The organism is Geodermatophilus sp. SYSU D00697 (genome assembly GCF_054050175.1).
This window is the reverse complement of sequence record NZ_JBJGYV010000010.1, coordinates 1-18132: the sequence shown is the minus strand read 5'-3', so window position 1 is coordinate 18132 and position 18132 is coordinate 1. Positions and strand designations below refer to the sequence as shown.

The following is an 18132-nucleotide window of genomic DNA, read 5'->3' as shown; positions in this document are numbered from 1 at the left end:
GCCGGGTAGGGGGCTGGCCCCGAGTCCCGAGCACAGGGAGACACCGTGGTCAACCTCGCGCAGCACCTGCTGGACACGGCAGCCGGACACGGCGACCGCACCGCCCTGCGCATGGACGACGCCGTCCTGACCTATGACGGGTTCCGGGACGCCGCCGCGCGGGTGGCCGCCGGCCTCCGGGCGCGGGGGGTGACCCCGGGCGACCGGGTCGGCATGGTGCTGCCCAACGTCCTGAGCTTCCCGGTGGTCTTCTACGGCGCGCTGATGGCCGGGGCGGCGGTCGTCCCGATGAACCCGCTGCTCAAGGCCCGCGAGGTCGAGTACTACCTGCGCGACTCCGGCGCCCGGCTGGTCGTGGCGCTGGACTCGGTCGCGGGGGCGGCCACCGAGGCCGCCGGCGAGGTCGGCGTCGACGCGGTGACCGTGGGGCCGACCGATGCCGGTGACGCGCTGGCCGGGGACGCGGGTGGGGACGTCGTCGACCGGGACGACACCGACGCGGCAGTGATCCTCTACACGTCCGGCACGACCGGCCAGCCCAAGGGCGCCGAGCTCACCCACGCCAACCTGCGCGGCAACGCGCGGACCACCCAGGAGACGCTGCTCGAGGGCACGCCGGACGACGTCATCATGGGCTGCCTGCCCCTGTTCCACGTCTTCGGGCTGACCTGTGCGCTGAACGCCGGCGTCCTCGCCGGGGCGTGCCTGACCCTGCTGCCGCGGTTCGACGGCGCCAAGGCGCTGGAGATCGTCCAGCGGGACCGGGTGACGGTGTTCGAGGGCGTGCCCACGATGTTCGCCGCGATGCTGCACCAGCCCGACCGCGATCGGTACGACGTGTCCAGCCTGCGGCTGTGCGTCTCCGGCGGCTCCGCCATGCCGGTCGAGGTGATGCGCGGCTTCGAGGAGGCCTTCGGCTGCATCGTGCTGGAGGGCTACGGGCTGTCGGAGACCTCCCCGGTCGCCTCGTTCAACCACCCGCACGCCGAGCGCAAGCCCGGCACGATCGGCACGCCGATCCGGGGCGTGGAGATGCGCCTGGTGGACGACGAGGGACGGGACGTGCCCGAGGGCGAGGTCGGCGAGATCGCCATCCGCGGCGAGAACGTGATGAAGGGCTACTGGCGCAAGCCGGAGGAGACGGCGAAGGCGATCCCCGACGGCTGGTTCCGCACCGGGGACCTCGCCCGGCGGGACGCTGACGGCTACTACGCCATCGTCGACCGCAAGAAGGAGATGATCATCCGCGGCGGCTACAACGTCTACCCGCGGGAGATCGAGGAGGCGCTCTACGAGCACCCGGCGGTCGCCGAGGCCGCCTGCGTCGGTGTCCCGCACGCCGACCTCGGCGAGGAGGTCGCCGCCGCGGTCGCGTTGAAGCCCGGCGCCAGCGCCGACCCCGCCGAGCTGCAGGCGTGGGTGAAGGAGCGGGTCGCCGCCTACAAGTACCCGCGGCACGTCTGGCTGGTCGAGGCCCTGCCCAAGGGGCCGACCGGCAAGATCCTGCGCCGCGCCGTCGAGGTCCCCCAGGAGGTCAGGGCATGAGCACCGCAGAGGTCGGCACGGAGCAGGACCCGGCTCGCGGCAACACCGGGCAGGACCCGGCGCGCGGCAACACCGGGCAGGACCCGGCGCGCGGGAACACCGGGCAGGACCTGGCCAGCGGGAGCGCGACGCAGCAGCGGCCGGCCGACACGGGGGTCGGGCCGAGCTCGGTCCCGCACCTGGGCGAGGCGCTGGGCACGGACTTCTTCTCCGTGCGCGAGCAGCTCACCGAGGAGCAGTGGGAGAAGTTCATCGCCGTCCGCCGGTTCGTCGACCGCGAGGTGCTGCCGGTCGCCGGTGACTACTGGGAGAAGGCCGAGGTCGCGTGGCCGCTGATCCGCCGGCTGCCCGAGCTGGGCGTCGTCGGGGGCAGCATCAAGGGCTACGGCGCGGCCGAGATGAGCCCGATGGCGGCCGGGCTGGTGCAGATGGAGCTGCACCGCGGTGACGGCAGCCTGGGCACGTTCCTCGGGGTGCACGCCGGTCTGGCGATGCAGTCGATCGACATGTGCGGCTCCGAGGAGCAGAAGGCGCGCTGGCTGCCCGCGATGGCGCGGCTGGAGAAGCTGGGGGCGTTCGCGCTCACCGAGCCGCAGCACGGGTCGGACTCCGTCGCCCTGGAGACGACCGCCCGCCGGGAGGGCGACACCTGGGTGCTCGACGGCGCCAAGCGGTGGATCGGCAACGGCTCGCTGGCTGACCTGGTCGTCGTGTGGGCGCGGGACGAGGGCGACGGGCAGGTGAAGGGCTTCGTCGTCGAGACCCCGGCCGAGGGGTACGAGGCGACGGTCATCACCGGGAAGATGTCGCTGCGCTCGGTGTGGCAGGCCGAGATCGCGCTGCACGGCGTCCGGGTGCCCGAGGAGAACCGGCTGCAGGAGGCGCACAGCTTCGCCGACACCGGCCGGGTGCTGGCCACCACCCGCGGGGCCTGCGCCTGGATGGCGCTGGGCCACGCGACCGCGGGCTACGAGGCGGCCCTCACCTACACCAAGGAGCGCCGCCAGTTCGGCAAGCCGCTGGTCAGCTTCCAGATCGTGCAGGAGCGGTTGGTGCGGATGCTCGCCGACCTGACCGGGATGCAGCTGTACTGCATGCAGATCGGCCGGCTGGCCGAGGCCGGGCGGCTGTCCCCCACCGTCGCCGGGCTGGCCAAGATGCACAACACCCGCACCGCCCGCGCGATCCTCGCCGAGGCCCGCGACCTGCTCGGGGGCAACGGGATCCTGCTGCAGAACCACGTCATCCGGCACATGGCCGACATCGAGGCGATCCACACCTTCGAGGGCACCGAGACGGTGCAGACGCTGATCGTCGGCCGGGACATCACCGGGGTCGGCGCCTTCACCTGAGCCGCCCCGGAACCGCCCGGGATCTCGTCCGGAGGGAGACCGCATGGCCGACGCCCGCCCACCGCTGTGGCGGCAGGCCTTCGACGCCGCCGAGCGCCGCGTCACGCCGCGTGCCGAGGAGTTCGTCCGCACCGACACCTTCGCCATCGGCGCGGCGCTGGTGCGCCGGGCCACCACGCTGGCCCGCGACTCCGCGCGCGGCGCCACCACCCGCGCCTGGCACCTGCTGAACCTGCCCGCCGGCACCGACGTCAGCCGGCTGCGGGCGCAGGTCGGCGCGCTGGACCGGGAGGTCCGGCGGCTCACCCTGCAGCTGGAGGCCGAACGGCGCCGCGCTCCCGAGGAGGACCATGCCGACCGTCCCGAGCCCGCAGACCATCCTCGACCGCGTCCGCCGCGACGTCGAACGCAACGCCCTCCGCGCCCGTAACGGCCTCAAGCTGGTCGCGGGCGTCGACCGGCCGGGGGTGGGCCAGACCCCCAGGGACGTCGTCTGGCAGCGCGGCCGGACCCAGCTGTGGCACTACCGCAACGAGGACGTGCGGTACTCCCCGCCGCTGCTCATCGTGTTCAGCCTGGTCAGCCGCAGTTACATCCTCGACCTGACGCCGGGCAACAGCTTCGTCGAGCAGCTGCTGGACGCCGGGTTCGACGTGTACCTGCTCGACTGGGGCGAGCCCGACGCGCGGGACGCGGCCAACACCCTCGAGGACTACGTCGACGACTACATCCCGGCCGGCGTGCAGCGGGTGCTGGAGGTCTCCGGCGCCGATGAGGTCAACCTGTTCGGCTACTGCTTCGGCGGCGACCTGGCGCTGCTCTACGCGGCCCACCACCCCGAGGCACCGCTGCGCAGCCTCTCCGTGCTGGCCACCCCGGTCGACTTCCGCCACATGGGCCCGCTGGCCGACCTGTTCCGGGTCGGCGGTCTCGACGTGCGCGACGTCCTCGACGCCGACGGCAACGTGCCGCCACAGGTGGTGCTGCAGGGCTTCCGGGCGCTGACGCCGACCGCGGAGGTCACCCGCTACGTGACCCTGTGGGAGCGGCTCTGGAACGACGAGTACGTCGCGGCCTACCAGGCGATGACCGGTTGGTCGGACGACCACGTGCCCTTCCCGGGGGCCGCCGCCGAGGAGACGGTGCGGATGCTGGTGCGTGACAACGGGATGGTCACCGACCGGCTGAGCGTCGGCGGCGACCGGGTGCGCCTGTCCGACATCACGGTGCCGTTCCTGACCGTCCGCGCCGACCGGGACCACATCGTGCCGGCGGAGGCCAGCGCGCCGCTGATCGACCTGGTCGGTTCCCCGGACAAGCACGAGCTGCGACTCCCGGCCGGGCACATGGGCCTGGTGGTCGGCCGGACGGCGGCCCGGACGACGGTGCCGCAGATCATCGACTTCCTCCGCCGGCGCAGCGAGCCGGTGGGGCCGACCGCCGAGGAGGCCGCGCGGTGACCGACGTCCGTTCCGCCGTCACCGAGCTCACCGACGCGCACTGCGACGCGCTGCTGGACTTCTTCACCGGGCTCCCCGAGGGCGACCGCACGTTCATCCGCGAGGACGTGACCGACCCCGACGTGGTGCGCGGCTGGGCGACCGGGGGGACCCCGGGCGTGCGCCGCTGGGTGGCGACGGACGACGGCGGGCAGGTCACCGGCTACGTGGCCGTCCTGCGGCTGCCCGGCTGGTCCGACCACGTCGGTGAGGTCCGCCTGGTCGTCGCACCCGGCGCGCGGGGCGGCGGGCTGGGCCGCACGCTGGCCCGCCACGCGCTGGTGGCGGCCGTCGAGGACGGGCTGACCAAGCTCGTCGTCGAGGTGGTCGCCGAGCAGGGCGCGGCGCTGGCCCTGTTCACCGAGCTCGGGTTCACCGGGGAGGCGCTGCTGGTCGACCACATCCGCGACCGGGAGGGGCAGCTGCGGGACCTGATGGTGCTCGCCCACCACGTCCGGGACACCTGGTCGGGGATGAGCACCGTCGGGCTGCCCGAGGCGCTCGGCGAGGACCTCTCCTGAGCCAGCCCGCCGTCCCCCGCACCCGCGCCTGGGTGCCGGTCGCCGCGACGCTGTTCGCGATCGGCTGGGGTGCCAACCAGTTCGTCAGCCTGCTGGTCGCCTACCGCGAGCGCAGCGGGCTGTCGGTCGCCACCGTGGACGCGCTCGTCGGCGTCTACGCCCTCGGGCTGATCCCGGCGCTGCTGGTGCTCGGGCCGGTGTCCGACCGGCACGGGCGGGCTCCCGTGCTCCGCGTGGCGCTGCTGGTCTCCCTGGTCGCGACGCTGGTGCTGCTGCTGGAGGGCCTGCCCGCGCTCTACGCCGGCCGCTTCCTGGCCGGGCTGGCCAGCGGAGCGGCGTTCGCGGCCGGCAGCGCGTGGGTGAAGGAGTTGTCCGGCGCGCCCTGGGACCCGGCCGCCCCCGACGGCGCCGGCGCGCGCCGGGCGGCCATGGCGCTGACCGCCGGATTCGGCCTCGGTCCGGTCGTGGCCGGCCTGCTCGGCCAGTGGGCACCCGCGCCGCTGGTGACCGCCTACCTGCCGCACCTGGCCGTCGTCCTCGCCGTCCTCGTCCCGCTGTGGCGGGCGCCGGAGACGGTCGCCGACGCGGGCCCGGAGACGGGGTCGCTGTGGTCGCGGATGCGCGTGCCCTCGGCCGCCGACCCGCGCTTCCGCCGGCACGTGGCGCCGGTCGCGCCGTGGGTGTTCGGGGTGGCCACCATCTCGATCGCCGTCCTGCCCGGGCTGGTGCGCGACTCGACCGCGGGCTGGACGGTGGCCTTCAGCGCCGTCGTCGCGGGCGTCACCCTCGGCACCGGCGTCGTGGTGCAACCGCTGGCCCGCCGGGTGGCGGCGGCCGACACGCGACGGGGATCGGCGATCGGGATGACCGCGGTCGTCGCCGGCCTGCTGGTCGCCGCGGCCGCCGCCGCGACCACCCGCCCGGCCCTGGTCGGCCTGGCCGCGGTCACCCTGGGCTCCGGGTACGGGTTGTGCCTGGTCGCCGGGCTCCTCGAGACCCAGCGCGTCGCACCGCCGCGGGAGCTGGCCGGGCTGACCGCCGTCTACTACGCGCTGACCTACCTCGGCTTCGCCGCCCCCGTCGTCCTCGCGGGGCTGGCCGCCCTGGCCCCCTACTCCGCGCTGCTGGCCACGCTGGCCGTCCTCGCCGCCCTCACCCTGCTGCTCACCCTCCGGTCGGCCGCGCGACCGTCCCCCGACCGTCCTCCCGTCGCTCCCTGAGCGTCATCGGCCGGTCACCTGCGCCCGCGACGCTCGCGGCACGCGGGCCCGTCCGGGCCCCGAGCGCTCCGGAGGTGCCGGTGCCCCGACCCGACGTGCTCCCGCCCGACCGCTCCCGCCTGCTGCGCGCCGGCGCCGTGCTCGCCGCCGAGCGGCTCCGGCCCGGCAGTCCCCGGCACCGGGCGGTGTGCGGCGCCGCCCGACTGCTCACCGGCCTCGGCGTGCGGGTCGCCGTCCGGTCCCCGTCGGTCGCGTGGCCCCGTGCCACGCGCGGCCGCGGCCTGCTCCTGGTGGCCAACTCCGTCTCCCCGCTCGACCCGCTGGTGCTGCTGACGGCACTGCCCGGCGTCGTCGTCGCCACTGCGGGACACGACCGGGTCGCCGGCGTGCCCTGCCCCACCGTCCCCGCGACCGTCGAGGGCGTGGCCGCCGCGCTGGCCGACGGGGCGAAGGTCGTCGTCCGCCCCGAGCTCCCGGCGGACGGCCCGGCGACGCTGGGCCGCTTCTCCCCCGAGCTGTTCGCCGCCGCCGTCGGCACCGGCGCGGCGGTGTGCCCGGTCGCCCTCCGCTACACCGGGGACGGCGGCGCGCCGCCCCCGGCGCCCGGCGGCCGGTCCCTGCGCGCGGCGCTGCGCTGGATCGGCGTCACCCGGGACGTCGTCGTCGAGGTGCGGCCGCTGCCGGCCCTCACCTGGGACGGCGCGACGCCCGCCGAGCTCGCCACGCTCGCGGAGTACGCGGTCGCCGCCGAGCTGGACGCCGCGCCCGCCGCTGCCGCGCCCGGGACGCGCTGAGGACGGATCAGGCCCCCACCGCTGCGGCCAGCGCCGCCCGCTCCTCGGCCTCCAAGCTGGCGAACGGGTGGTCGACGACGTACAGCCAGCCGCCGTCGTCCTGGCGTCGGGCGACCTCGGCGGTGACCGCCGACATCGACTGGTCCCCCACGGTCAGCGTCCACTCGTTGCTGAGGACTGCCAGATCGCCCGCCTCGATGGCGTAGCGGCTGCGGACGGTCATCCGCCCCTGCAGCTGGAGGATCCCGGCCCAGGCCTCGCGGATGGCCTCGGTGCCGGTCACCGTGCTCCCGTCCAGCCCGACCAGGGACGCCTCGGGCGCGTACAGCGCGACGAGGCCCTCCAGGTCCTGGGCGTTGACCCCCGCCTCGACGGCCGGGTGGATGTCCTCGAGTGCGACGCCACCTGACATGAGCCTCTCCCCACGTGCCCGGGTCCGGAGCCGCAGAGGGTAGGGCGTTGCAGCCCGCAACGGGGCCGGCGACCGCGCCAGGCGGCCCTCTGCGGGGGCCCTGCCGCGAGCGTGCGAGCGCGGGGGCAGGACGGCCCCCTGCAGGGTCCCGCCGCGAGCCTGCGAGCGGTGGGGGGCCGGGGGTCCTCTCACTACTCGGTGACCCGCCCGCCGTCCACGGTGAGGCGGCGGGTGGTCGCCACCTGCGCCAGCATCCGGCGGTCGTGGGTGACCAGCAGCAGCGTGCCGCGGTAGGCCGCGAGGGCCTGCTCGAGCTGCTCGATCGCGGGCAGGTCGAGGTGGTTGGTGGGCTCGTCGAGCACCAGCACGTTGATCCCGCGGGCCTGGAGCAGGGCCAGCCCGGCGCGGGTGCGCTCGCCGGGCGAGAGCGTGTCGGCCGGGCGCAGCACGTGCTCCGCGGTGAGGCCGTACTTGGCCAGCAGGGTGCGCACCTCGGCGCTCGGCCAGTCAGGGACCTCGGCGGAGAAGGCGTCCAGCAGCGTCTCCGAACCCAGGAACGCCTCCCGGGCCTGGTCGATCTCCCCGATCCGGACCGACGGGCCCAGCGTCGAGCGGCCCTCGTCCAGCGGCACCCGACCGAGCAGGGCGGCGAGCAGGGTCGACTTGCCGGCGCCGTTGGGGCCGGTGATCGCCACCCGGTCGCCCCAGTCGACCTGCACGTCCACCGGGCCGAGCGTGAAGTCGCCCCGCCGCACGACCGCCCCGGTCAGGGTGGCCACCACCGCGCCGGCCCGGGGTGCCGCGGCGATCTCCATCCGCAGCTCCCACTCCTTGCGGGGCTCCTCGACGACCTCCAGCCGCTCGATGCGCCGGTCGGTCTGCCGGGCCTTGGCCGCCTGCTTCTCCGAGGTCTGCCGCTGGAAGTTCTTGACGTGCTTGTCCGGGTCCTTCTGCTTGCGGACGGCGTTGCGCAGGCCCTTGTCCATCCAGGAGCGCTGGGTGCGTGCCCGCGCCTCCAGCCCGGCCCTGGTCTCGGCGTACTCCTCGTACTCCTCGCGGGCGTGCCGGCGGGCGACCTCCCGCTCCACCAGGTAGGCCTCGTAGCCGCCGTCGTGCACCCGTACCAGCTGCTGGGCGAGGTCGAGCTCGACCACCCGCGTCACGGTCCGGGCGAGGAACTCCCGGTCGTGGCTGACCAGCACGATGCCGCCGCGGGCGTCACGGACGAACCACTCCAGCTGCGCGAGCCCGGCGAGGTCGAGGTCGTTGGTGGGCTCGTCGAGGAGCAGGACGTCGTACCGGGACAGCAGCAGCGCGGCCAGCCCGACCCGCGCCGCCTGACCGCCGGAGAGCCCGGTCGTCGCGGCGTCCAGGTCGACCCCGGGCGCCACGTCGGCGACCACCTGCTCGGCGCGCTCGTCGAGGTCGGCGCCACCCAGGGCCAGCCAGCGCTCGAGCGCCTCCCCGTAGGCGTCGTCGGCGCCGTCGGTCCCGGCGGTGAGCGCCTCGGTGGCGGCGTCGAGCGCGGCCTGCGCGGCGGCCACCCCGGTGCGGCGGGCCAGTGCCTGGCGCACCGACTCCCCGGGCCGGCGGTCGTGCTCCTGGGGCAGGTACCCGAGGGTGGCCGTCGGCGGGCTCACCGTCACGCTGCCGGACTCGGCGGGCAGCTCACCGGCCAGCGTGCGCAGCAGCGTGGACTTCCCCGCGCCGTTCACCCCGACCAGGCCCACGACGTCACCGGGGCCGACCACGAGGTCGAGGCCGGAGAACAGGACGCGGGCGCCGTGGCCGGCAGCCAGCCCGCGGGCGACGAGGGTGGCACTCACCGGCTCATCCTCCCCGAGGCGCCCCGCCGTCCCCGCCGGTGTCACCGGATCCGTCCTCACCGGTCGGCTCCCGCGGTGCGAGGACCTCGTCGGTCATCTCGTCGAGCATCCGCTCCAGGTCCAGCAGCGCCGCGGCGTCGTCGCCCTCCCCCTGCGGACGGCGGCGGACCAGCCACGGCTGGAGCTGGTCGTAGCCGCGCACCGACACCCGCCGCAGCGGCCGCACCCGGTACCGCGTCAGTCCCCGGAGGTGCCGCGCCAGCTCGCGATCGACCAGCAGCGCCCCTGGGTGGGCGATCGAGGTGAGCCGGCTGGCCAGGTTCACCACCGGCGAGTAGACGTCCCCGAGGTGGGTGATCACCGTGCCGTGGGCGGCGCCCACCCGCAGCGGCGGGCGGTCCTCGGCCGCCCACGCGTCGGGCAGCTCCAGGCCGATCTCCACAGCGTCGATCGCCGACACGGCGGTGTAGAGGACGCCGTCCCCGACCGTCTTCACGACCCGGCCGTGGTGCCGGGCGATGACCTCGGCGGCGGTGGCCTCGAAGTCCTCCACCATCTCGCCGAGCTCGCGGCCGCCCATGCCGCGGCTGCGGCTGGTGTAGCCGACCAGGTCGGCGAAGCCGACGGCGAGTTCCCGGCGGTCGCCCCCGGCCTCGGCGGCGAGCAGCCGGTCGGCGTTGGCGGCCAGGTGCCGCCGCCAGACGTAGTCCTGCACGGCGCGCAGCAGCGGCAGCAGCCGGCGGGTGCTCTCCGCCGCCCGCTCGGGGTCGATCGGCGCGCGCTCGGCCCCGGCGCCCTGCCCGCGGGTCAGGACGTCGGCGAGCATGTCGGTCTGCCAGTCGGCCAGGCGGGACAGGGACTGCGCCATGGCGCGGGCGATGGAGGCCTCGGCGTCCTCGTCGACGAAGCCGGTGTCGATGAGCGCGGAGAGCAGCCCGAGCGCCTGGACGTCGGCGTCGGTGAAGACCAGGTCGTCGTCGGCGGCATCCGGGAAGCCCAGGGCGCGCCACAACCGCTGGGTGCGGTGCGACGGCATGCCGGCCATCTGCGCGACCTGCAGCCGCGTGTAGCGCCGCGGGCCCCCGAGGAGCAGGCGCTCCAGTGCCTCCCGGGCGTCGGGTGCGCCGGGGGTGTCCCCCGGTGGGGTGTCCGGCAGGGCTCAGCCCGTCGTGTGCACGACCAGCACGTCGACCGGCGAACGGCGGGTCACGTCGGAGGGGACCGAGCCGAGCAGCCGGCCCTTGAGGCTGTTGAGCCCGCGGTTGCCGACCACGAGCAGGTCGGCCTTCTCGCGGCTGACGACGTCGAGCAGCGTCTCCACCGGGGAACCGACCACGGCGATCGGCGCGACGTCGGTCGCGCCGGCCTCCCGAGCGCGCTGACCGGCGGTGCGCACGGTGTCCTCGGCCGGCGCCGACCCGATCACCTGGTAGGCCTCGTCGCCGAAGACGGTGCGCGCCTCCTCGATCTCGCGGTCGTCGACCCGCGGGGGCAGGTAGGCGCAGACGATGACCAGCCGGGCACCGCAGGCACCGGCCAGCGCTCCGGCGCGGCGCACCGCCAAGAGGGAGGACTCCGACCCGTCGGTCCCGACGACCACCGTGCGATAGGCGCTCACGGGCGGGGAACCTACCGGGAACGGCGCGGCGGCGCGGGCGGAGGCCAGCCACCGGGGGCTCGGAACACGCCGCCCCACCGGCCGGGACGCCCGTCCGGTCGGCCCCGTGCGCTTGGATGGGCCCGCACCCGGCCGACGACGAGGAGACTCCCATCCACCCCGGCTCCACCGCCCACCGCGACCCCGTGCGGGTCGAGGTCCGCGGCCTCACCAAGACCTTCGGCGCGGTCCGCGCCGTCGACGACCTGACCTTCACGGTCGAGCCCGGCTCCGTGACCGGCTTCCTGGGTCCCAACGGCGCCGGGAAGACCACGACCATGCGCATGGTGCTGGGGCTGGAGCGCCCGGACTCCGGGACGGCGACCTTCAACGGCGCCGCCTATCCCGACCTCCCCTCGCCGGTCCGCACCGTCGGCGCGGTCCTCGAGACGGCCTTCCACCCGGCCCGGTCGGGTCGCAACCACCTGCGCGTGTACTGCCGCGCGGCCGGCCTGCCGCTCACCCGCGCCGACGAGACGCTCGCCCAGGTGGGCCTGACCGACGCGGCGAACCGCCGGGCCGGCGGCTACTCGCTGGGCATGCGCCAGCGGCTGGCCCTGGCCACGGCGCTGCTCGGCGACCCCGCCGTGCTGGTCCTCGACGAGCCGGCCAACGGGCTCGACCCCGAGGGCATCCAGTGGCTGCGCGGCTTCATCCGCCACCTCGCCCACGACGAGGGCCGCACCGTGCTGGTCTCCAGCCACCTGCTGTCGGAGATGGAGCACACCGCCGACCGGGTGGTCATCGTCGGGGCCGGCCGGCTGGTCCGGGAGGGGTCGATCGCCGAGCTCCGCTCGGGTGCCCAGGGCGCCGGCACCGTCGTCGTCCGCAGTCCGGAGGCCCGCCGGCTGGCCGAGGTCCTCGACGGCGCGGGGTTCGCGGTGACCCCGGACGGCGACGGCCTGGTGACCGTCAGCGGCACGACCCCGGCCGCGGTCGGGGCCCGTGCCTTCGCGGCGGGCATCGAGCTGCACGAGCTGCGGGCCGAGACCAGCGGCCTGGAGGAGCTGTACTTCCGGCTCACCGCCGGCCAGGAGCAGTACGCCGCCTTCTCGACCGACCCGACCCCGCAGGGAGCTGCTCGATGACCCCGCTCGTCCGCGCCGAGTGGACGAAGCTGTTCACCACCCGCGTCTGGCTCGGGCTGCTGCTCGGGTCCTGCCTGATGGTGGCCGGCTTCGCGGTGCTGTTCACCTCGTTCGCCGGCGGTGCCGAGAGCGGGCTGCCGCCGGTCGGCACCGAGCAGTACGAGCAGCTGGTCCTCGCCATCACCGCGAACGTCACGGTGCTGTTCCTGATCCTGGGCATCATCGGGATGACGCAGGAGTACCGGCACCGGACCGCCACGCCGACGTTCCTGACCACCCCCCGGCGCGGCCGCGTCGTGATCGCCAAGCTCCTGGGCTACGCCCTCGTGTCAGTGCCCTTCGCCCTCGTCGTCATGGCCGTGAACTACCTGGTCGTCGCCCTGCACGCCGGCGCGCGAGGCGCGGTGCCCTCGCTGACCGGCGACAACCTGCGGATCCTGGCCAGCAGCGGGCTGGCCCTGGTCATCTACGCGGTCATCGGCGTCGGCCTCGGCGCGCTGCTGCGCAACCAGGTGGGCGCCATCGTCGGCGGGCTGGTCTACCTGTTCGTGATCGAGCCGATCGTCCGCTCGATCCCGGCCACGGCCCCGGCCTACAAGTGGCTGCCCGGTGGAGCGCTCGAGGCGATGACGGCGACCTTCCAGGGGCCCGACCTCCTCGCCCCCTGGCAGGGCGGCCTGCTGCTGCTCGGTTACGGTCTGGTCGCCGCCCTGCTGGGCACCCTGCTCGCCGTCCGCCGCGACGTCGTCTAGTCCGTCGCGTCGGGCCATCCCGACTCCGAACGGGGCTCTCCCGATGACCACCCGCATGACCGCGCAACGGCTGGGCCGGCTGATCGCCGACGGCGACGTCGAGGCCGTCCGCACGGCCGTCACCGACACGCCCCGCCTGCTGTCCGCCACGGTGGAGCGCGCCGGCCAGGGCGGCTGGACGCCGCTGCACGTGGCCGTGGCCGAGGGCCGGACCGAGATCGTGCGGCTGCTGGTGGCCGCCGGTGCCGACGTCGCCGCCCGCACCGAGCACGACCGCACGCCGCTGCACCTGGCCCTCCAGTCCGCCCCCGACCTGGTGCCGGTGCTCCGCGAGCTGGGCGCCCCGGTGGACGCGCCCAGTGCCGCCTACCTCGACGACCTCGACCGGCTCACCGTGGAGCTCGACGCCGGGGCCCCGCTGGCCGACCCGGTCACCGGCGTGGACCTGCTCAGCTGGGCCGCGGCCGGCGGCGCGGCGACCACCGCGCGGGCGCTGCTCGATCGCGGGGCCGACGCCGACGGCGGCGCGCTGCACGCCGCCGCGGCCGGCGCCCGGCTGGAGCTGGTCCGCCTGCTGCTGGCCGCCGGCGCCGACGTCAACCGGCGCGAACCGGACACCGGCCGTGCCCCGCTGCACGTCGCGGTCGCCTCGGGGACCGACGGCGACGCGCCCGACGTCGTGCGCGTGCTCCTCGACGCCGGGGCCGACGTCAACGCCACCACCACCGACGGCGCCTCCGCCCTGGACATCAGCCGGGTGGCCGCCGCCCGCACCCGGCGCGACGCCGCAGGCCAGGCCGGCGTCCACGACGCCCTCGCCGACCTCCTGGTCGCGCGCGGCGCCACCGACTGAGGGAGGACCGCGTCCCCCCACCCCCTCGCGAGCTGGGGGTGGTGCCCTGGACGGGGCTGCGCCGCGTCCTGTCCACGCACAGGTGCGGGCGTAGACTCACCACCCGGTCCAGAGACGTCCACCGACGACGAAGAAGGCACTCGACCCCGTGTCAAGCGTGAGTTCATCCCGGCCGTCCTCCACTCCTTCCTCCTCAGCGGTGGCAGGCTTCGGCACCAACGAGTGGCTGGTCGAGGAGATGTACCAGCAGTACCTCGCCGACCCGTCCAGCGTGGACCAGGCGTGGCACGAGTTCTTCGCCGACTACCGGCCCGGCAGCCCGGTCTCGGCCAGCGACGACCGCCAGCAGCCGGCCGCCGCCTCCCCCAACGGGGGCCCGGCCACGCAGCCGCCGGCCACCTCGTACGCGAGCCCGGCGCCGTCGCAGGAGGCCGCCCCCGCGGCATCGGCGCCCGCCGCCCCCCAGGCCCCCGCGGCCGCGCCGCAGCAGCCGGCCGGGAGCAGCGGCGAGCCGTCCCGCGCCACCCCCGTCGAGCCGAAGACCGAGGCCACCGTCGTGCACCGCGCCGCGGACACCGCCGCGGGCCAGCAGAAGGCGGCTCCCGCCACGAAGCCGGCCGCAGGGCCCGCCGCCAAGGCCGCGCCGAAGGCGACCGGTGAGGGTCCGAAGCAGACCCCGCTGCGCGGCGCTGCCGCCAGCATCGTCAAGAACATGAACGCGTCGCTGACCGTGCCGACGGCGACCAGCGTGCGCGCGGTGCCGGCCAAGCTCCTGGCCGACAACCGCATCGTCATCAACAACCACCTCGCGCGGGCGCGCGGCGGGAAGGTCTCCTTCACCCACCTCATCGGCTACGCGCTGGTGCGGGCGCTGGACGACTTCCCGGAGATGAACGCCTCCTACACCGAGGTCGACGGCAAGCCGACCCTGGTGCAGCCCGAGCACGTCAACTTCGGGCTGGCCATCGACCTGCCCAAGCCCGACGGCTCCCGCTCCCTCGTCGTCGCCTCGATCAAGGCCGCCGAGGAGATGGACTTCGCCCAGTTCTGGGCCGCCTACGAGGACGTCATCCGCCGCGCCCGCGCCGGCAAGCTGACCCTCGAGGACTACTCGGGCACCACGATCAGCCTGACCAACCCCGGCACCATCGGCACCAACCACTCTGTGCCGCGGCTGACCGCCGGCCAGGGCACGATCGTCGGCGTCGGGGCCATGGAGTACCCGGCCGAGTTCCAGGGGATGAACCCCGAGACGCTCACCGAGATGGCGGTCAGCAAGATCATCACGCTGACCTCCACCTACGACCACCGGATCATCCAGGGCGCCCAGTCCGGTGACTTCCTGCGCCGGCTGCACCAGCTGCTGCTCGGCGAGGACGGGTTCTACGACGCCGTCTTCCGCTCGCTGCGCATCCCGTACGAGCCGGTGCGCTGGATGCCCGACGTGCGGGTGACCCGCGAGGGGCAGATCGACAAGGAAGCCCGGGTCATCGAGGTCATCGAGGCCTACCGGCGCAACGGCCACCTCATGGCCGACACCGACCCGCTCGAGTTCAAGGTCCGCAGCCACCCCGACCTCGACATCCTCCAGCACGGCCTGACGCTGTGGGACCTCGACCGGAAGTTCCCCGTCGGCGGGTTCGCCGGCGAGCGGCTGATGGCGCTGCGCGACATCCTCGGGGTGCTGCGCAACTCCTACTGCCGCACGGTCGGCGTCGAGTACATGCACATCACCGACCCCGAAGAGCGGGAGTGGATCCAGCGCCGGGTCGAGGTCAAGGCCGACCAGCCCGAGCGGGAGAAGCAGAAGCACATCCTGGGCCGGCTCAACGCCGCGGAGGCGTTCGAGACCTTCCTCCAGACCAAGTACGTCGGTCAGAAGCGGTTCAGCCTCGAGGGCGGCGAGTCGGTCATCCCCCTGCTGGACGAGGTGCTGATCGCCGGCACCGACCACGAGCTCGACGAGATCGCGATCGGCATGGCCCACCGCGGCCGGCTCAACGTGCTGGCCAACGTGCTGGGCAAGAGCTACGCGAAGATATTCGGCGAGTTCGAGGGCAACATCGACCCCGGCACCGTCCAGGGCTCCGGTGACGTCAAGTACCACCTCGGCGCCGAGGGCACGTTCCGCAACCCGTTCCGGCCCGACGCCGAGATCGCCGTCTCGCTGGCCAGCAACCCCTCGCACCTGGAGACGGTCAACCCCGTCCTCGAGGGCGTCGTCCGTGCCAAGCAGGACATGATCGACAAGGGCGAGCAGGGCTTCACCGTCCTGCCGGTCCTGCTGCACGGTGACGCGGCCTTCGCCGGTCAGGGCGTCGTGGCCGAGACGCTCAACCTCTCGCAGCTGCGCGGCTACCGCACCGGCGGCACCGTGCACGTCGTCATCAACAACCAGGTCGGCTTCACCACGAGCCCGGCGCAGTCCCGGTCGAGCCTCTACTCGACCGACGTCGCGCGGATGATCGGCGCGCCGGTCTTCCACGTGAACGGCGACGACCCCGAGGCCTGCGTGCGCGTGGCGCGGCTGGCGGTCGAGTACCGGCAGGCGTTCAAGAAGGACGTCGTCATCGACCTCGTGTGCTACCGCCGGCGCGGGCACAACGAGGGCGACGACCCGTCGATGACCCAGCCGCTGATGTACGACATCATCGACCGCAAGCGCTCGGTCCGGAAGCTGTACACCGAGGCGCTCATCGGCCGCGGCGACATCACGCTGGCCGAGGCCGAGGAGGCGCTGAAGGACTACCGCGGCCAGCTGGAGCGGGCCTTCGCCGAGACCCACGACGCGCAGGAGACCTCCAAGCCGCAGCCGGCGATGGACCAGCCGGCGCAGGAGTCCACCACGGTGGCCACCGCGATCTCCACCGAGGTGCTCAAGGCGATCGGCGACGCGCACGTCTCGCTGCCGCAGGACTTCACCGTCCACCCGAAGCTGCAGCGGATGCTCGAGCGGCGCGCGGCCATGGTGAGCGAGGGCGGCATCGACTGGGCGATGGGCGAGCTGCTCGCCTTCGGGTCGCTGCTCATGCAGGGCGTCCCGGTCCGCCTGGCCGGCCAGGACTCCCGCCGCGGCACCTTCGTGCAGCGGCACTCGGTGCTCATCGACCGCGAGTCGGCCGCGGAGTACACGCCACTGGCGCACCTCTCCGAGGACCAGGCGAAGTTCTTCGTCTACGACTCGCTGCTCAGCGAGTACGCGGCGCTGGGCTTCGAGTACGGCTACTCGCTGGCCAACCCCAAGGCCCTGGTGCTCTGGGAGGCGCAGTTCGGCGACTTCGTCAACGGCGCCCAGATGGTCATCGACGAGTACGTCAGCTCCGGCGAGGCCAAGTGGGGCCAGCGCTCCGGCGTCGTCCTGCTGCTGCCGCACGGCCTCGAGGGCCAGGGGCCGGACCACTCCAGCGGCCGGATCGAGCGCTTCCTGCAGCTGTCGGCGGAGAACAACATGACCGTCGCCAACTGCTCGACGCCCGGCAACTACTTCCACCTGCTGCGCCGGCAGGCACTGTCGGACGTGCACCGGCCGCTGGTCGTGTTCACGCCCAAGTCGCTGCTGCGGGCCAAGGCCGCGGTCAGCCCGGTGGCGGACTTCACCGAGGAGACCTTCCGGCCGGTGCTGCCCGACCCGGGTGTCGGCGGCGAGCCGCTCGACGACGGGGCCGTTCGCCGGGTGCTGCTGTGCAGCGGCAAGGTCGCCTACGACCTGCTCGCCCAGCGGGAGTCCGACGGCACCGCCGACACCGCGGTGGTGCGGGTCGAGCAGCTCTACCCGCTGCCCGCCGAGCAGATCCGCCAGCAGTTGGACCGCTACCCGAACGCGCAGGACGTCGTCTGGGTGCAGGAGGAGCCGGCCAACATGGGCGCCTGGCAGTTCATGGCGGTCAACCTGCCCGAGCACCTCGGGGGCCGGCCGCTGCGCCGCATCAGCCGCCGCGCCTCTGCCAGCCCGGCCGTCGGCTCGGCCAAGGTGCACGAGGTCGAGCAGAAGCAGCTGGTCGCGCAGGCCTTCGCCGACTGAGACCACGCGCCCCGCGACGCCCGGTTCCCGAACGCCTCGGGAGCCGGGCGTCGTAGGTTCCATGCCGTGTACTTCACCGACAGGGGTCTCGAGGAGCTGGCCGAGCGGCGGGGCGACGAGCAGGTCACCCTCGCCTGGCTCGCCGACCAGATGCAGGCGTTCGTCGACCAGTTCCCGGACTTCGAGGTGCCGGTCGAGCGGCTGGCGACCTGGCTGGCCCGCGGCGGCACGGACGACGACGAGTAGAAGGACCCCCTGCCCCCCACCGCTCGCACGCTCGCGGCGGGACCCTGCAGAGGGCCTCGGCCGGGACGGGCTCAGCGCGACAGGGGTACGGAACCTGGCCGCGGTGGTCGGCTCGAGGAGCGGGGGGCCGGAGGCCTCCCCGACGAGGGCCGGCAGGGGCTCAGCGCGACAGGGGTACGGGCCGCGGTGGTCGGCTCGAGGAGCGGGGGGCCGGAGGCCTCCCCGACGAGGGCCGGCAGGGGCTCAGCGCGACAGGGGTACGGGCCGCGGTGGTCGGCTCGAGGAGCGGGGGGCCGGAGGCCTCCCCGACGAGGGCCGGCAGGGGCTCAGCGCGACAGGGGTACGG

The 18132-nt window shown here is 74.6% G+C and carries 16 protein-coding genes; 12 read left to right on the top strand and 4 right to left on the bottom strand.

Annotation, left to right across the window (positions count from 1 at the left end; translation table 11 throughout):
- The first annotated feature begins 45 nt into the window (after positions 1–45).
- From ACI79C_RS10670 to ACI79C_RS10640, 7 genes are all read left to right on the top strand, one after another.
- Positions 46–1545, top strand: a complete 1500-nt coding sequence (locus ACI79C_RS10670; RefSeq protein ID WP_456945628.1) for a long-chain-fatty-acid--CoA ligase — start codon at positions 46–48, stop codon at positions 1543–1545.
- A complete protein-coding gene (locus tag ACI79C_RS10665) occupies positions 1542–2897 on the top strand; it encodes an acyl-CoA dehydrogenase family protein (RefSeq protein WP_456945627.1) in 1356 nt (451 codons plus the stop codon). The genes ACI79C_RS10670 and ACI79C_RS10665 overlap by 4 nt, the downstream gene beginning before the upstream one ends.
- A 43-nt stretch (positions 2898–2940) precedes the next feature.
- On the top strand, positions 2941–3327 hold the full coding sequence (locus tag ACI79C_RS10660) for a hypothetical protein (RefSeq protein ID WP_456945626.1): 387 nt from the start codon (positions 2941–2943) through the stop codon (positions 3325–3327).
- A complete protein-coding gene (locus ACI79C_RS10655) occupies positions 3248–4357 on the top strand; it encodes an alpha/beta fold hydrolase (RefSeq protein ID WP_456945625.1) in 1110 nt (369 codons plus the stop codon). Before ACI79C_RS10660 ends, ACI79C_RS10655 begins: the two co-directional genes overlap by 80 nt.
- Positions 4354–4917 (top strand): N-acetyltransferase family protein, encoded by a 564-nt coding sequence (locus ACI79C_RS10650; protein WP_456945624.1) that lies wholly within the window; start codon positions 4354–4356, stop codon positions 4915–4917. Before ACI79C_RS10655 ends, ACI79C_RS10650 begins: the two co-directional genes overlap by 4 nt.
- Before the next feature lie 32 nt (positions 4918–4949).
- A complete protein-coding gene (locus ACI79C_RS10645; protein ID WP_456945623.1) occupies positions 4950–6137 on the top strand; it encodes an MFS transporter in 1188 nt (395 codons plus the stop codon).
- 80 nt (positions 6138–6217) lie between these two features.
- Entirely contained in the window at positions 6218–6931 is a 714-nt protein-coding gene (locus tag ACI79C_RS10640; protein WP_456945622.1) for a hypothetical protein, read from the top strand.
- A gap of 7 nt (positions 6932–6938) precedes the next feature.
- On the opposite strand, the gene ACI79C_RS10635 is transcribed toward ACI79C_RS10640, so the two are convergent.
- The 4 genes from ACI79C_RS10635 to ACI79C_RS10620 form a co-directional block, all read right to left on the bottom strand.
- Positions 6939–7343, bottom strand: a complete 405-nt coding sequence (locus tag ACI79C_RS10635; protein ID WP_456945621.1) for a YybH family protein — start codon at positions 7341–7343, stop codon at positions 6939–6941.
- 191 nt (positions 7344–7534) lie between these two features.
- On the bottom strand, positions 7535–9169 hold the full coding sequence (locus ACI79C_RS10630; RefSeq protein WP_456945620.1) for an ABC-F family ATP-binding cassette domain-containing protein: 1635 nt from the start codon (positions 9167–9169) through the stop codon (positions 7535–7537).
- Between the two features lie 4 nt (positions 9170–9173).
- Positions 9174–10214, bottom strand: a complete 1041-nt coding sequence (locus ACI79C_RS10625; protein ID WP_456945619.1) for an adenylate/guanylate cyclase domain-containing protein — start codon at positions 10212–10214, stop codon at positions 9174–9176.
- A gap of 114 nt (positions 10215–10328) precedes the next feature.
- Positions 10329–10787: a universal stress protein gene (locus ACI79C_RS10620; protein WP_456945618.1), complete on the bottom strand. Its 459-nt coding sequence runs from the start codon at positions 10785–10787 to the stop codon at positions 10329–10331.
- Positions 10788–10903: 116 nt separating this feature from the next.
- On the opposite strand from ACI79C_RS10620, the gene ACI79C_RS10615 reads away from it, so the two are divergent.
- The 5 genes from ACI79C_RS10615 (at position 10904) to ACI79C_RS10595 (ending at position 17786) form a co-directional block, all read left to right on the top strand.
- A complete protein-coding gene (locus ACI79C_RS10615) occupies positions 10904–11914 on the top strand; it encodes an ABC transporter ATP-binding protein (RefSeq protein WP_456945617.1) in 1011 nt (336 codons plus the stop codon).
- Entirely contained in the window at positions 11911–12666 is a 756-nt protein-coding gene (locus tag ACI79C_RS10610) for an ABC transporter permease (protein WP_456945616.1), read from the top strand. Before ACI79C_RS10615 ends, ACI79C_RS10610 begins: the two co-directional genes overlap by 4 nt.
- 55 nt (positions 12667–12721) lie before the next feature.
- Positions 12722–13519, top strand: coding sequence for an ankyrin repeat domain-containing protein (locus ACI79C_RS10605; RefSeq protein ID WP_456945615.1), 798 nt, complete (start codon positions 12722–12724; stop codon positions 13517–13519).
- A 148-nt stretch (positions 13520–13667) separates the two neighbouring features.
- Complete coding sequence (locus ACI79C_RS10600) at positions 13668–17540, top strand: multifunctional oxoglutarate decarboxylase/oxoglutarate dehydrogenase thiamine pyrophosphate-binding subunit/dihydrolipoyllysine-residue succinyltransferase subunit (RefSeq protein ID WP_456945614.1); 3873 nt, start codon at positions 13668–13670, stop codon at positions 17538–17540.
- 66 nt (positions 17541–17606) lie between these two features.
- On the top strand, positions 17607–17786 hold the full coding sequence (locus tag ACI79C_RS10595; protein WP_456945613.1) for a DUF6104 family protein: 180 nt from the start codon (positions 17607–17609) through the stop codon (positions 17784–17786).
- The last annotated feature ends 346 nt before the right edge of the window (positions 17787–18132 follow it).